This window comes from Microcoleus sp. Pol12B4 (assembly GCF_036701385.1).
Lineage (GTDB): Bacteria > Cyanobacteriota > Cyanobacteriia > Cyanobacteriales > Microcoleaceae > Microcoleus.
In genome coordinates, this window is sequence record NZ_JAUBQR010000069.1 from 1 (window position 1) to 14,256 (window position 14,256).

14 protein-coding genes are annotated in these 14,256 nt (G+C 46.4%); 8 read left to right on the plus strand and 6 right to left on the minus strand.

Features of this window, described 5'->3' with window-relative positions:
• Positions 1–105 precede the first annotated feature (105 nt).
• The 4 genes from QUA38_RS11960 to QUA38_RS11975 form a co-directional block, all read right to left on the minus strand.
• Positions 106–705 (minus strand): Uma2 family endonuclease, encoded by a 600-nt coding sequence (locus QUA38_RS11960; RefSeq protein WP_333162007.1) that lies wholly within the window; start codon positions 703–705, stop codon positions 106–108.
• A 113-nt stretch (positions 706–818) separates the two neighbouring features.
• Entirely contained in the window at positions 819–1,709 is an 891-nt protein-coding gene (locus QUA38_RS11965) for a methylenetetrahydrofolate reductase (RefSeq protein WP_333162009.1), read from the minus strand.
• A 145-nt stretch (positions 1,710–1,854) separates the two neighbouring features.
• Positions 1,855–2,865, minus strand: a complete 1,011-nt coding sequence (gene trpS, locus QUA38_RS11970; RefSeq protein ID WP_333162011.1) for a tryptophan--tRNA ligase — start codon at positions 2,863–2,865, stop codon at positions 1,855–1,857.
• A gap of 148 nt (positions 2,866–3,013) precedes the next feature.
• Complete coding sequence (locus QUA38_RS11975) at positions 3,014–4,129, minus strand: HlyD family efflux transporter periplasmic adaptor subunit (RefSeq protein WP_333162013.1); 1,116 nt, start codon at positions 4,127–4,129, stop codon at positions 3,014–3,016.
• Positions 4,130–4,463: 334 nt separating this feature from the next.
• On the opposite strand from QUA38_RS11975, the gene QUA38_RS11980 reads away from it, so the two are divergent.
• From QUA38_RS11980 to QUA38_RS11990, 3 genes are all read left to right on the plus strand, one after another.
• Complete coding sequence (locus tag QUA38_RS11980; RefSeq protein WP_333059709.1) at positions 4,464–4,691, plus strand: secretion protein HlyD; 228 nt, start codon at positions 4,464–4,466, stop codon at positions 4,689–4,691.
• A 169-nt stretch (positions 4,692–4,860) separates the two neighbouring features.
• Entirely contained in the window at positions 4,861–5,043 is a 183-nt protein-coding gene (locus QUA38_RS11985) for a hypothetical protein (protein WP_333042006.1), read from the plus strand.
• Positions 5,044–5,178: 135 nt separating this feature from the next.
• Positions 5,179–7,389: a peptidase domain-containing ABC transporter gene (locus QUA38_RS11990; RefSeq protein WP_333162016.1), complete on the plus strand. Its 2,211-nt coding sequence runs from the start codon at positions 5,179–5,181 to the stop codon at positions 7,387–7,389.
• Between the two features lie 145 nt (positions 7,390–7,534).
• On the opposite strand, the gene QUA38_RS11995 is transcribed toward QUA38_RS11990, so the two are convergent.
• On the minus strand, positions 7,535–7,927 hold the full coding sequence (locus QUA38_RS11995; protein WP_333048558.1) for a Fur family transcriptional regulator: 393 nt from the start codon (positions 7,925–7,927) through the stop codon (positions 7,535–7,537).
• A gap of 143 nt (positions 7,928–8,070) precedes the next feature.
• Between QUA38_RS11995 and purS the strand changes: the two genes are divergently transcribed.
• The 5 genes from purS to QUA38_RS12020 all read left to right on the plus strand — a co-directional run bounded on the left by purS (position 8,071) and on the right by QUA38_RS12020 (position 13,649).
• Complete coding sequence (gene purS / locus QUA38_RS12000; protein ID WP_333162017.1) at positions 8,071–8,355, plus strand: phosphoribosylformylglycinamidine synthase subunit PurS; 285 nt, start codon at positions 8,071–8,073, stop codon at positions 8,353–8,355.
• A 241-nt stretch (positions 8,356–8,596) separates the two neighbouring features.
• Complete coding sequence (purQ, locus tag QUA38_RS12005) at positions 8,597–9,298, plus strand: phosphoribosylformylglycinamidine synthase subunit PurQ (protein ID WP_333162020.1); 702 nt, start codon at positions 8,597–8,599, stop codon at positions 9,296–9,298.
• A gap of 228 nt (positions 9,299–9,526) precedes the next feature.
• Complete coding sequence (locus QUA38_RS12010; protein WP_333162022.1) at positions 9,527–10,039, plus strand: hypothetical protein; 513 nt, start codon at positions 9,527–9,529, stop codon at positions 10,037–10,039.
• Between the two features lie 9 nt (positions 10,040–10,048).
• Positions 10,049–11,572 (plus strand): ATP-binding protein, encoded by a 1,524-nt coding sequence (locus QUA38_RS12015; RefSeq protein ID WP_333162024.1) that lies wholly within the window; start codon positions 10,049–10,051, stop codon positions 11,570–11,572.
• On the plus strand, positions 11,565–13,649 hold the full coding sequence (locus QUA38_RS12020; RefSeq protein ID WP_333162026.1) for a beta-propeller domain-containing protein: 2,085 nt from the start codon (positions 11,565–11,567) through the stop codon (positions 13,647–13,649). The genes QUA38_RS12015 and QUA38_RS12020 overlap by 8 nt, the downstream gene beginning before the upstream one ends.
• A 113-nt stretch (positions 13,650–13,762) precedes the next feature.
• Here the strand turns inward: QUA38_RS12020 and QUA38_RS12025 are convergent, their stop codons facing one another.
• A complete protein-coding gene (locus QUA38_RS12025) occupies positions 13,763–14,008 on the minus strand; it encodes a hypothetical protein (protein ID WP_333162027.1) in 246 nt (81 codons plus the stop codon).
• Positions 14,009–14,256: the final 248 nt, after the last annotated feature.

A 14,256-nucleotide genomic window follows, 5' to 3' on the forward strand; every position in this document is an offset into this window, starting at 1 on the left:
TGTTTTAATGGTATCAGAATTAAGTATTTCTGAGTCAGTCATTGCCAGTTGCTCCTATTTAATAACCGTTTAGTCGAACGAGGAATTTCAAAAGTAATTTATTGGTCAATTTTCCCGATCGCCCCTTCCTCTAGAAAATTCCTCAAGCGCATCCAAATGTGAAGCAAACAAAATGCAGCGTTTAAGCAAAGACAAGTCTAACTCAGGCAGCACTTCGCTGCTAATAATGCGATCGTAACCTTCCTCTGGCAGATGGTAAAGCTCTAGAGTGCCATCTTGCCAAAACCCGACTTCCGGGACTCCCATCAGTCGGTATTTCTGAAGTTTAATCGGACTACCGCTAGTGATAACAATCTCAATACATAAATCTGGCACATCTTTAATAGTTCCGAAACAATAAGACAAATCTGCCTGATACTCTACTTGATCTTCGACAATCTGACTGTAAGTACCGCTGGGAAAAAATACAATTCTTCTTTGCAGAAAATACTGTCCCGTGAGCAAGCCCATCAAACACCTAATCGCTTCATGCAACCTTCCAGTACCCACAATTTCTAAAACTCCCTCACAATAAAATAAGCGTACATTCGGCACGTCTTCAAAGCCAGCTTGAATAGCCTTGAATTGAGGCCATGTCACACCGCGCCCAGTGAAACGTTGTTCGACTGCAAGAGAAGTGGTTGGATTGTCTACAGTTTGAAGCATGATTGTTTTATTGATGTTCAAAATGGTAGCGCGGGAGTGGGCGGGTTTATGATTTTACGAAATCGTTAGTTTTAGGAATTGATAATTAGTAAAACCCGCCCCTACGTTTAAGTTTAGCTCAGCGGCTCGATTCCTGCCAAATCCAAAATTTGAGGAATTAAATCTTCTCGTTTGACAGCCATCATGTGAACTCCTTGACAAATCTGCCGCGCTAGTTTGACTTGTTCGGCAGCAATTTTTATGCCTTCCTGCAAGGGTTCGGGAGCTTTTGCTAAACGATCGATAGTCTCTTGTGGAATGTGAACTCCCGGCACGTATTTTTGAATAAATTCAGCATTTTTAGCTGATTTAAACAAAAATATTCCTGCTAAGACAGGCTTGTTGCAGCCCGCTGCAACGTGGTGCATAAACTTATCCAAAACTTCAAAATCTGTAATTAATTGACTCTGAAAAAACTGTGCTCCAGCCTCTACTTTTTTCTCGAATCGACTTTGCAAACCAGACCAACTGGGGCATTGCGGATCGACTGCTGCACCTACAAATAAATCAGTAACTCCGTCGGTTAAAGGTTTGTCATTCCAGTCTTGGCCACCGTTCATTTTTTGAATAACTTGCAATAGCCGAACTGATTCCAAATCGAATACACTTTTTGCTTTAGGATGGTCGCCCGCTTTGACGGGATCGCCTGTGAGTGCTAATACATTGCGAATGCCTAAAGCGTGGGCTCCCATGAGATCCGCTTGCAGGCCAATTTGATTGCGATCGCGACAAGCAACTTGACAAATTGGCTCAATTCCGTGCTGCACTAAAATCGCCGAAACTGCTAGGGGGCACATTCGCAAAACTGCGCGACTTCCGTCTGTGATATTAATTGCATGAACTCTGTTTTTGAGGCGTTCAGCCATTTGAATTGTGTGAGTTATGTCGCCACCTTTTGGTGGGGCAACTTCGGCAGTAATTATAAATTCTCCGGGGGTGGTGCAGGCTGTGCGAAAACGGTTCATGATTATTTGTCTGTTATTGGTTATTTGTTATTTGACGGTTGACTGTTGACGGTTGACTGTTGTTAGTGGGCAGTTGTCAGTGGGCAGTTGGCAGTTGTCATTTTTAACAACTAACCAAGAACAACTAACAACTAACAACTAACAACTAAACAGGTAAAGAATAACCGAAAGCTGTCTTCACCTTAGTTAGAGTTTGATTAGCAATAGCTTCTGCTTGTTCTCTTCCGCGACGTAGTACAGAGTCTAAATATCCCGGATCGTCCATTATTTCCTTGTATTTATCCTGAATTGGTTTGAGGGCATTAATTGTCGTCTCTGTCAGCAAGGGTTTAAAATCTCCCCAACCCATGTTTTCACACTCTGTTGCTACTTCTTCCTTAGATTTGCCGGAAAGCAGGAGATAAAGTGTCAGCAAATTTCTAGCTTCGGGGCGATCGGGGTCGTCAAAAGTCAAACCCCGCACGGCATCTGTTTTGCAGCGCTTGATTTTTTTGGCGATCGTATCTGGCGAATCCAATAAATTAATTCGACTTTGTTCGGAAGGGTCAGATTTAGACATTTTGCGCGTGCCATCTGTCAAACTCATTACCCTCGCACCGTCAGTCCGAATTAAGGGATCGGGAAGTTTCAAGACTGGCTTTTCGGGTGTGCCGAATTGGTGATTTAATCTGATGACAATATCGCGGGTGAGTTCCAAATGCTGTTTTTGGTCTTCTCCCACTGGCACTTTGTCGGCATCGTAAAGCAAAATGTCTGCTGCCATTAACACGGGATAATTTAGCAAGCCGGCGTTGACATTTTCACCTTGTTTAACTGCTTTTTCTTTAAACTGAATCATATCTTCGAGCCAGTTAATCGGCGTAATGCAGTTTAGCAGCCATGCTAGTTCTGTGTGCGCCGAGACGTGGGATTGCACGAAAATAGTAGAATATTCTAAGTCGATGCCGCAAGCTAAATACAGTGCGGCGATCGTGTAAGTGTCGGAGGCGAGAGTTGCTGGATTGTGCGGTGCGGTAATTGCGTGCAAATCGACTACGCAGAAGTAATTTTCGTACTGACTTTGATTTTCTACCCAGTTGCGAATGGCACCGAGATAATTGCCGAGGTGAAGATTGCCTGTTGGCTGAACTCCAGAAAGAACGCGCTGTTTGCCCATGAGGAAAGAATAGAATTGAAGTCACATTTCTATATTGACACGTTATTTCAATTTCAGAGCCTCTAATTTTCTGGCGGTTGACGGTTGACTGTTGACTGCTGACGGTTGACTGTTGACTGTTGACAACTAACAACTGACAACTGACTAATTACCAATCTGTCAGCAACCTTGCTTTGCGTAAAACAAATGTCAGAACAGTTTCTTCGCCCGTAATAATATCGGCTCTGCCTTCCATTCCCGATTGAATCGAATACTGGCGGGGGACATTAGCCTGGGAGTTTCCGAAGAATTGGCCGTTGGCGGATTTGAGTTTTGTTAAATAAGTTTGTTCGGGCTTAATTGCCACTTCGTAATAAGCTGTACCTAAATTATTAGTGGGATTTTGAGTGGCGATCGCATCTGGGGCGATTTCGCTGACAGTTCCTTTTAATGTGCCGTAATCGGGAAAAGGCAAAGCCGAAATCCTGATCTGTACGGGTTGGCCGATTTGGATGCGGGCGATGTCTTGGGATGTCACCTTGGCTTTGACTACCAGGGGTACGTCGCTGGGGACGATTTGGGCGATCGCGCTGCCGGCTTGTACGGTTTGACCAGTATTTCGTACTTCCAGTCTGAGAATTGTACCATCCGTGGGTGTGCGGATGACGCTATTTTCGAGTTTTAAGTCAATTTGATTTAGTTCTTTTTTAGCTTTAATTAATTGTTGTTGAATGGAGGCTTGCTTGACGAGCAAAACCCGCCGACTTCTGCCCAGTCTCTCGGCGACATCTGGCAGCGATGTGGCGAATTTAACTAAAGCGGATTCGATTAATTCCTGTTGGGCGGAACTTTCACTTTGGATGCTTTTAAATTGGGCGCTGGCCAAAATTTGATTTTCTAAGTCGCGCAGTTGCTGGTTGATTTGCTGTGCTGCTGGTTGAGACTGATTAATTATTTCTTGTAACTGTTTTTTTTGCTCGCTTAAACGCGAAGCGTCTATAACTGCGATCGCATCTCCTTCTTTTACTGTCTGATTCTCGCTGACAGCAATGCTTTCGACGGTTCCTTCGGTGGCTGCTTGCACGACGCGCACTTCTCCGGCTGGACGGACGATCGCGTCTGCTTTGACTGTAGCGCTGTATTTGGTGACGCTAGCGAGGGCGATCGCCGCGCCAAAGGTCGCTACCATCAAAATGCCCCCCAAAGTCGTCCAGCGGCTGACAGGGGGCAAAAACTGGTCGTTATCAAAGGTTTCAGCGGGTGTGGCTTCGGGAGTGAGAGACATGGCGGCAAGGGGGAGAGGGGAATAGTTTGGAGTTTGGAGTTTTGAGTTAGGGGGAGGGAGAGATCGCTGATTTGTTTTGTCACTTTTACGATCAGCTTTCCGGAAACCAAGCATAGGTTTAGAAGTCTAAATCAAAATTCACAGGGTAAAGGTAAAAATCCGCACAGCTTTGCCGTTCCCACCCACAAACTTCCCCAAATATCAAGAGGAGTGAAGCCTGCGGGCTACAGTCAGGAAAATATGGGATTTTTGCAATGACTTTTGGCACTGTTACCGGGTTTTTACTGTATGCGTAGGTAGTAAGTCAGTACATAGGTATTAATAGGAGTTATTTATGTCAGAAAATCAACAAGGTTCACTCTTCATCGAAGTAACCGATGGAGAATCTGCTACTGTCAACGGTGGCAATATTACCAGCGGTGTTAGCGGTGCTAAAAGCAACAGCGAGACGGATAACAGCAGCCGCGAGGGTCTTACTATGCTGTTTTTCCTGCCGCAGCCTAGCCAGCTTTATCTGTACGATCCGAGCCGCGATCGCCCTTACCCAACCCTAGTGGTTTAGATAGCTGAGTCAAGTTGTGCGATAAAGTAAATTTTGAAAATTTATCCGTAGTATTCCGGATGTCGTACAGGACTACAAGAAGTATTACTCAGTATTTACACGAGAATCTAGAAATTAAATAATATTTCTAGTTTCCCTTCAATTTTATTAAGTTAAACGGAGTCTAATCATGAAAGAAACAAAGGACAATTCACTGTTTGCTGAACTCACCCCTGAAGAATCAGCTAGCGTCAACGGCGGTCACTATTATGTCAATCGAGACAATTGTCACCGGCAGCGGCGCAGTTGGGTCGTGTACCGCCGGAATTGCGACGGTTCATACAGAAGAGTAGTCCGCTACGCCTACTACTAAAGTTTAGTGCTAGTCAATTCAGATCTATAACTGTGGAATCGAGAAAGCACCCATAACTTTATGGGTGCTTTTTGCTGATTGGGTAGTTGGTGATGAGTAATCTTCTTTATGCTCTACCATTATTCATTTTGCAAAATGTTAAAGAACATCCCTTTGATCGGCAAAATGCCATTATTCGGACAAGTTAACAGGTTTAAGAAATATCAGGTTGTTCTCCAGCAGAGCGAAGAAGATTGCGGGGCGGCTTGTTTGGCTTCGATCGCGAAATTTTACGGACAAAATTTTACTATTAGCCGCTTGCGAGAATGTGCGGGCACCGGCCAAAAAGGGACGACTCTGCTGGGCTTGAAACAAGGTGCTGAGGCGATCGGCTTTAATGCTCGATCCGTGCGAGCCGCGGCTGCTATTTTAGACCAAATTGAGGAAGCGCCTTTACCGGCAATTATTCACTGGAGCGGTTATCACTGGGTTGTTTTGTACGGAAAGCAGGGCGACAAATATGCGATCGGCGATCCCGCTGTCGGTATGCGCTATGTTTCTAAAGCAGAATTAGCAGCAGCTTGGACAGATTGGCTGTGCTTGCTAGTAGAACCCGATGCTGAGCGGTTTTTTGTGGCCGCAGAGGGTCAACCGCCCGCTAATTCCTTACAAAAATGGATGCGCCGGATTGGGATTTACCGCCCGATTTTAATGGAAGCATTTTTGCTGAATGTGGTGTTGGGTTTGCTGTCAATTTCTTCGCCTTTTCTAGTTCAACTGCTCACCGACGACATCCTGGTGCGGGGCGACAGACAACTCCTGGCGAGTGTGGCGATCGCAGTTATAGTTATGAACCTTTTTAGCAGCAGTTTAGGATTGGTAGAGTCGAACTTAATTGCTCAGTTTTCCCAGCGCTTAGAATTGGGATTGGTGATGGAATTTGCGCGCAAATTCCTGCGATTGCCTTTGAGCTTTTACGAAACCAGACGCAGTGGCGAAATCGTCAGTAGATTACAAGATATCCAAGAAATAAATAAATTAGTTTCTCAAGCCGCTATCAGCTTGCCTAGTCAATTTTTTATAGCTGTAGTTTCTTTTATTTTTATGTTATTTTACAGCAAAGAGCTGACTTTAGCAGCTACAGCTATAGCTCTCTTAATGACTGCCTCTACAGTGGTATTTCTGCCAGTTTTGCAGCAAAAAACGCGCAGTTTATTTGTACTGGAAGCAGAAACTCAAGGCGTTTTAGTAGAAACTTTTAAAGGCGCGCTGACGGTCAAAACTACTACCAGCGGTCAGCAACTTTGGGAAGAATTTCAAACCCGCTTCGGTCGCTTAGCAAAGCTCACTTTCCGCACTACACAAATTGGCATTCTCAACAATATATTTTCTGGTTTTGTTGCCTCTGCTGGCAGCATTACTCTGCTGTGGCTTGGTAGCGGTTTGGTGATTGACAAGGTATTGAGTATCGGTCAGTTGCTAGCGTTTATTAGCATGAATCAAAACGTTACTACTTGGGTGAATTCGCTAGTAGGATTTACTGATGAAATGACTCGCGTGCAGACAGCAACTCAACGGCTGTCGGAAGTCATCGATGCTGAACCGGAAACTAAAGACGATACGAATAAACCTTTTGTAACTATTCAAGACCGCGACGGTATTGTTTGCAAGGGTGTTAATTTTCACTACCCCGGCAGACTTGACTTGCTGGAAAATTTTTCTGTCACATTTCCCGGCGGTCAAGCAGTTGCCTTGATCGGCTATTCTGGCTGCGGAAAAAGTACGCTGGCGAAAGTAATTGCTGGTCTGTACCCGCTGCAATCTGGTAATATTAGAATTGGCGGTTACAACTTACAGGATTTGTCTCTCGACAGTCTCAGACAGCAGGTAGTATTGGTTCCTCAAGAAGCGCATTTTTGGAGCCGTTCGATTCTCGAAAATTTTCGTTTGGGCAGTCCAGATATCAGCTTTGAACAGATTGTTAAAGTTTGCAAAATTGCGGGTGCGGATGACTTTATCAGCCAATTGCCTGATAAATATCAAACTGTTTTAGGAGAGTTTGGAGCGAATATTTCTGGCGGACAAAGACAAAGATTGGCGATCGCCCGCGCCATTCTCAACAACCCGCCCGTATTGATTTTAGACGAGTCTACCGCAGGGCTTGACCCCGCAAGCGAAGCGGAAGTTTTAGAACAATTGTTGATGTATCGGCACGGGAAAACGACGATTTTTATCAGTCACAGGCCGCGAGTGATCGATCGCGCCGATTGGATTATCATGTTAGAACGCGGCCGATTGAAAATGCAAGGCTCGGCTGCCAAATTGCGATCGATTCCAGGAGACCATTTAGAGTTTTTGCATCCTTGAGCGAGTTAATAAAACAACAGGTTGAAATCTGTCGCCACACAAACAAAACCCGCCTGCGTGGTTCGACACCGAGTCAACAGTCAACAGTCAACTATCATTTCGCTCGTGCAACCGGAATTGATATCACTCATGACTAATAGCTTCTCTAAGATTCTTGAGCCAAAGTACATCGATCGCACAATCCGAAAAACTCCAAAGTGTGATAATAAATCTTGAAAGAATGAGATTGTTGTAGTTGGCTTTCTAAGTGGTGGACGGGGCATTCGTCGATCGTAATGGAGGTGCCACATTCCAGACAAGTTAAGTGATGTTGGTCTTGGTGGGCGGCACCGTAGAGAGACTCGCCACTAGCGAGAGTTCTGACGTGAACGAACCCCTCTCGCTTTAAACCGTCGAGGGAGCGGTAAACTGTTGCTAGGCCCATGCTGTGGTCGCTGTTACGCAGTTCTAAGTAGATATCTTGCGCTGAGAGCGATCGATTCAAGTGCTTGAGCAAGTGTAAAATACGCTCCTGACTGCGGGTGTGGTTGGTTCTCATAATTTTTTTCTCGAATCTGCTGGAATCACATCTGTCCCTATTTCTAGGCTATCTTACTTGGGCGAACCAAATGGCGATCGGCGCGCAGCTCGGTTGTAGAATACAATGGGGCTAACTTTCACATCACCTACCGCAACATTCCCGTGACTCAGAAATATCTTGCCCAAATCTATGTTACCCTCCGCCCTTCTGTTTTAGATCCCGCCGGAACAGCCGTACAGTCTGGTTTGCAACACATGGGATACGACAATGTTGAGGGCGTTCGTATCGGGAAGTATGTTGAATTGACGCTGACTGCTGCTGGTGAGTCGGAGGCGCGCGAACAACTCGATCGCGTTTGCGACCAACTTTTAGCCAATCCAGTGATTGAAAATTATCGCTTTGATTTGACTGAAATTCCTGTTGCTGTGGAGACAGCGGCGGCATAAATTCGATCGCCCCTAGCTCTTCGATCCCCCCTAACCCCCCTTAATAAGGGGGGGACAAGAGGTTCTCAAAGTCTGTGTTAACAATACAAGAACTAGAACGACTCAAAGTCCCCCTTCTTAAGTGAGATTTAGGGGGATCGAGACTTCGATACAAGAGAGAAAAACATAAGATTTTAGTCTTATGTTGACACCTCTTCCTTCTTCCCTCTTCCTTCTTCCTTCTTCCCTCTTCCTTCAGCTTATGAAATTTGGAGTTATTGTTTTTCCGGGTTCAAATTGCGATCGCGATGTGGTATGGGTGACTCAAGGGTTACTCCACCAACCAACTCGCATGATTTGGCACGAAGATACCGATATTTCGGATATTGATATCATTGTAATTCCCGGTGGTTTCAGTTACGGAGATTATTTGCGGTGCGGCGCGATCGCCCGTTTTTCTCCGGCGATGCGGGCTACTGCGGAACACGCGAAACAGGGCAAACTTGTACTGGGTATTTGCAACGGTTTTCAGGTGTTGACTGAAGCTGGTTTGTTGCCCGGTGCTCTGGTGCGGAATGCGGGATTGAATTTTATTTGCGATCGCGCTTCTTTGAAAGTCGAGCGCGGTAATACTCGTTGGACGGCAGCTTATACTACGGGTGAAATCATCGATTTGCCGATCGCCCACGGTGAAGGCAACTATTATGCCGATGCCGATACTTTAGCAGAACTAGAAGAGCACAAGCAAGTGTTGTTTCGCTACTGCACTCCGGCGGGCAAAATTAGCGATACTGGGAATCCCAACGGTTCGTTAAATAATATTGCCGGTATTTGCAATCGCCAAGGCAATGTGTTAGGAATGATGCCGCATCCAGAACGGGCATCCGATCCGATGTTGGGCGAAACTGATGGGGTGAAATTGTTTCAAGGGTTGTTGATGGCAAGTGTTGCTGCTGTTTTGTAGTTGCAATATTTAAGTTATTGCATTTGCAATAACCGCCAGGGTTTAAAACCCCTGTCTCATAGCGCAAGTCCTCGCAATGAGGACTAAAAACCTTTTGATATCAACTAACTTTTCAGTCGGTTTCAACCGACTTTCGCTATGAGGCGGGGGTTTAAACCCCCGACGGACTAAACACAAGCGTGCAAGATATAATTACGACCAACTTTTTAAAAGAAGAATATTTATTTTATGTCGCGAATGAACTTAGCTAATCTTAAAACTAGGGTTATTGGATGCAGTGCGGTGATGGTTATTGGACAACTTATTTCAAGCGCGATCGCCCATCCGGGAGTGCTAGCAACGGGTTTAACGGGCAGTACGATCGCACTTGGGGGAGTTTCTATCTTAGCGACGATCGTCGGTGGTATCGCGGGGAATATGACGGCTAATGACCTCGGAAATCGGATGGCGGACCAACTGGGGAAAAATCGGAATATTCTCGACAATCACGATTTGATTAAGGCCGCGGGTGAGGCGATCGCCTATATTTTGAGAGAGGTTGCTTCGTCCCCTCAATTAATTGCGATCGCACTTAGCAAAAATTTGCCTTCTCCTGAAAGGGCGATCGGTCAATTAGCCGAGAAAACTCCTCAATACTGGCTGGATATCAACACGAATACAGCCGACTTGTCAAGGGGTTTAAATATTTCCGAAGAGCAGCTAAATCTGATTTTTTCTGCGGATGCCGAGGAGTTCGATTGAGTTACCGGATTGACAACGGCAGATTGGGCAACTTTCGTCAACGAATTCGCCACCAGCGAGGGCAAATCCTTCGATGCGGAAATCGTGGAATATGTGGCGGACAAGCTGTACGCAACTTTCCCGAAAGCGTACCGCCAAGTGCTGAAACTGGATGCGGCGAAGGGAGGAGGAAAGTTTGCGGCGATGCTGTGGAATCTGCACCAAATTGCTTTGGCAGAACTCAAAGATTTGGGGCTGCAAAATGGGGAAATTCTGGACAAATTGGAGGCCGTGGCAACTGGGCAGCAGATTTGTCAAGTGATGGTGAAATTGGAAGCCATAGAAATTGGCATCCGCGATGATTTGGCCCAGGTTAAAGCATCGCTGCAAAGATTAGTTGATACTTCCACGCCCCGATTGCGGCTTCCTTACGAGTGCAACACGATTATTCAAGACCGGACTCAAGACTTTACCGGCCGCGGATTTGTGTTTGCAGCCATTGCCGAATTTTTGCAGAACAACCGCAAAGGATATTTTGTTTTAGAAGCCGATCCGGGTGTCGGGAAAAGTTCAATTATGGCAAAGTTAGTGGTGCTGCTGAAGCGGTGCTGTGTGGCCCATTTTAACTCGCAATCTCAAGGCATTGTCCGCGCCGAACAATTTCTCGAAAATGCCTGCCTTCAGTTAATTCGAGGCTTTCAACTAAATTATCCGGAACTACTACCGGAAAATGCCACCAGAGATGGCAATTTTCTCAGCCGATTGTTGGGGGAAGTCAGCGCTAAATTGGGTGGCAAAAAGTTGATTTTGGTCGTGGATGCCCTCGATGAAGTCGATCTCAGTTTGCAGGCGCGCCGCAGCAATGTCCTCTATTTGCCTGATGCTTTGCCGGATAATGTTTATTTTATTGTCTCGAAGCAGCCGAAAACTCTGCCTTTGCCAAATCATCAGCCTTTTGATTTGATGCAGTACAGTGCAGAAAGTTTGGCGGATGTCAAGCTTTATATTGACAAACGCACCAGCAACAGCGCGTCAATTCAGAGTTGGATTAGCCGTCAAAATTTGCAGCGACAACAGTTTGTGGCGGCGGTGGCGGAAAAAAGCCAGAATAACTTTATGTACCTCCGCTATGTGCTGAATGATATCGATAGCGGCAAGTACAGCGATGTGACTTTGAAAGATTTGCCCAGGGAGTTGGAAGGATATTATGAGAAGCACTGGGCGCGGATGGAAATGGCGGTTAAAGATAAAGAATTGCGCCGCCGGAAGTTGAAGGTGATTTATTTGTTGACCAAAACTCGCAAGCCTGTTTCCTGCGATATTTTGGCTGATTTTGCTGAGGAAGATGCCTTGGATTTGCAGGAAGTTCTGGATGATTGGGAACAGTTTCTCCGCCGTAGCAGCGACACTCCGCCGGATTACAGTATCTATCACGCGAGTTTCCAAAGATTTCTGCATCGTAAGGATGTAGTGCAGAAAGCTGGGGTTTCGCTGCGGGATATCGAAACGGCGATTTCTGATAATTTGTGGGAGGATTTGTACGGCGATGAGTAAATTTAAAGAACGGTTGAAAAAACTGTCGCCGAAAAAGCGGCTTTATGCTTTGGAAACTCTACCGGGGCATTTGGCAGAGAGTGTTCAAGGGGAACGGCTGCATCAGTTGTTAACGGATTTTGATTTTATTGAGGCTAAGCTGGATGCCTTGGGGGTTCAAGCGTTAATTGAGGATTACGATTTGGCGAGAATTTCTGATGTGTTGCTGTCGGAGTGGCAAACGGGAACTTTGGGGTTGATTCAAGGGACAATTCGCAAGTCGGCGCACATTTTGGAAAAGGATAAAACTGAATTAGCAGGGCAATTATTGGGGAGGTTGCTAGATTTTGAAATGACTGATATTCAGGGGTTGCTGGAACAAGCCAAGCAGTCGAAAGATAGTGTTTGGTTGCGGCCTTTGAGGGCTAATTTAGAGCGGCCCGGAGAAGGATGTCTGCGAACCCTCACGGGTCATACTAACTCGGTAAGAGCAGTGGCGATCGCACCAGACGGCAAAACCGCGATTTCCGCTTCAGAGGATAAAACCCTGAAAATCTGGGACACCGAGACAGGTACGGAAGTTAGAACCCTCACGGGTCATACTGAGTCGGTAAATGCAGTGGCGATCGCACCAGACGGCAAAACCGCGATTTCCGCTTCATGGGATAAAACCCTGAAAATCTGGGACACCGAGACAGGTACGGAAGTTAGAACCCTCATCGGTCATACTAACCGGGTACAAGCAGTGGCGATCGCACCAGACGGCAAAACCGCGATTTCGTCTTCATACGATAACACCCTGAAAATCTGGGACACCGAGAGAGGTACGGAAGTTAGAACCCTCACCGGTCATACTAACCGGGTAAATGCAGTGGCGATCGCACCAGACGGCAAGAGAGCGATTTCGGCTTCAGAGGATAACACCCTGAAAATCTGGGACACCGAGAGAGGTACGGAAGTTAGAACCCTCATCGGTCATACTAACCGGGTAACAGCAGTGGCGATCGCACCAGACGGCAAAACCGCGATTTCCGCTTCATGGGATAAAACCCTGAAAATCTGGGACACCAAGACAGGTAGAGAAGTTAGAACCCTGACCGGTCATAGTGACTGGGTAGAAGCAGTGGCGATCGCACCCGACGGCAATACAGCGATTTCCGCTTCACGGGGTAACACGCTGAAAATCTGGGACACCGAGAGAGGTACGGAAGTTAGAACCCTCACCGGTCATAGTGGCGGGGTAGAAGCAGTGACGATCGCACCCGACGGCCTGACAGCGATTTCCGCTTCATGGGATTCTACCCTGAAAATCTGGGACACCGAGACAGGTATCGAAGTTAGAACCCTGACCGGTCATACTAAATCGGTAGATGCAGTGGAGATCGCACCCGATGGTTTAACAGCGATTTCCGCTTCACGGGATAAAACCCTGAAAATCTGGGAAACCGAGACAGGTACGGAACTTAGAACCCTCACCAGTCATACTAGCTTGGTAAATGCAGTGGCGATCGCACCCGACGGCAATACAGCGATTTCCGCTTCAGGGGATAACACCCTGAAAATGTGGGACACCAAGACAGATACCGAAGTTAGAACCCTCACCGGTCATACTAGCTTGGTAACAGCAGTGGCGATCGCACCCGATGGTTTAACAGCGATTTCCGCTTCATGGGATTCTACCCTGAAAATCTGGGACACCGAGACAGGTACGGAAGTTAGAACCCTCATCGGTCATACTGGCTCGGTATATGCAGTGGCGATCGCACCAGACGGCAATACAGCGATTTCCGGTTCATCAGATGAAACCCTGAAAATCTGGGACACCGAGACAGGTACGGAAGTTAGAACCCTCACCGGTCATACTAGCTGGGTAACAGCAGTGGCGATCGCACCAGACGGCAAAACCGCGATTTCCACTTCACTGGATAACACCCTAAAAATCTGGGATTTGCTTACTGGCAAAGAAATTGCTAGTTTCAGCGGAGATTTTAGCTTCAAATGCTGTGCAATTTTGCCTGATGGAGTGACAGTTGTAGCGGGCGATGCGTCGGGTCGGGTGCATTTCCTGCGATTGGAGGAAGTTAGCGGCGGGCGATAATCGGATTTTTGGGTTGATTCGGGCGATCTAATTTTTTGTGTACCGTCCTGGACGCACTCCCACCAAAGAAACCGGGTTTTTACCGAATCTGTGGGCTGCAAAGCATCTTGTCGTCAAAAACCCGGTTTCTCGGCCTCCATCGTAAGTCCTAATGTAGCGAGTTTCAGGGCGATCGAATTTGATAGAAATGTGCGATCGAATTTTTGTGTTGATTGGGGCGAACGGATTTTTTGGTTGATGGGCGATGGGGTTTTTTGTTGATCGGGCGATCGAATTGGAGAGAAATGTGCGATCGGGTTTTTTGTTGATCGGGCGATCAAATTTGAGAGAAATGTGCGATCGGGCAATAAGTTGTTCACCAATAAGTGATTAATGGGAACCCGATTAGTGCGATCGTTACTTGTGTCTCGGATTCTATCAGGTTCAAAAAGATTGTGAGTAAAATAAACGGGTTTTGCGTCAGTTGTTTTTGTAAGTGAGTCTCGTAAAATGTTGGTAACATATTTTTGGGAATAGGCAATCGTGTAATAATTCTACTGCCTATCTTTTTTTACCACAACACAGCTCAATCCTTACCCCATCTGGATTTGGTGCGGCTTTTCACCCC

What these genes read in the sequence shown, in the direction of transcription:
- QUA38_RS11960 (WP_333162007.1), bottom strand. Translation starts at nt 705, where the DNA reads ATGCTTCAAACTGTAGACAATCCAACCACTTCTCTTGCAGTCGAACAA.
- QUA38_RS11965 (WP_333162009.1), bottom strand. Translation starts at nt 1,709, where the DNA reads ATGAACCGTTTTCGCACAGCCTGCACCACCCCCGGAGAATTTATAATT.
- QUA38_RS11980 (WP_333059709.1), top strand. Translation starts at nt 4,464, where the DNA reads ATGTCAGAAAATCAACAAGGTTCACTCTTCATCGAAGTAACCGATGGA.
- QUA38_RS11985 (WP_333042006.1), top strand. Translation starts at nt 4,861, where the DNA reads ATGAAAGAAACAAAGGACAATTCACTGTTTGCTGAACTCACCCCTGAA.
- trpS (WP_333162011.1), bottom strand. Translation starts at nt 2,865, where the DNA reads ATGGGCAAACAGCGCGTTCTTTCTGGAGTTCAGCCAACAGGCAATCTT.
- QUA38_RS11995 (WP_333048558.1), bottom strand. Translation starts at nt 7,927, where the DNA reads ATGAGAACCAACCACACCCGCAGTCAGGAGCGTATTTTACACTTGCTC.
- QUA38_RS11975 (WP_333162013.1), bottom strand. Translation starts at nt 4,129, where the DNA reads ATGTCTCTCACTCCCGAAGCCACACCCGCTGAAACCTTTGATAACGAC.
- QUA38_RS11990 (WP_333162016.1), top strand. Translation starts at nt 5,179, where the DNA reads ATGTTAAAGAACATCCCTTTGATCGGCAAAATGCCATTATTCGGACAA.
- QUA38_RS12020 (WP_333162026.1), top strand. Translation starts at nt 11,565, where the DNA reads ATGAGTAAATTTAAAGAACGGTTGAAAAAACTGTCGCCGAAAAAGCGG.
- QUA38_RS12010 (WP_333162022.1), top strand. Translation starts at nt 9,527, where the DNA reads ATGTCGCGAATGAACTTAGCTAATCTTAAAACTAGGGTTATTGGATGC.
- purQ (WP_333162020.1), top strand. Translation starts at nt 8,597, where the DNA reads ATGAAATTTGGAGTTATTGTTTTTCCGGGTTCAAATTGCGATCGCGAT.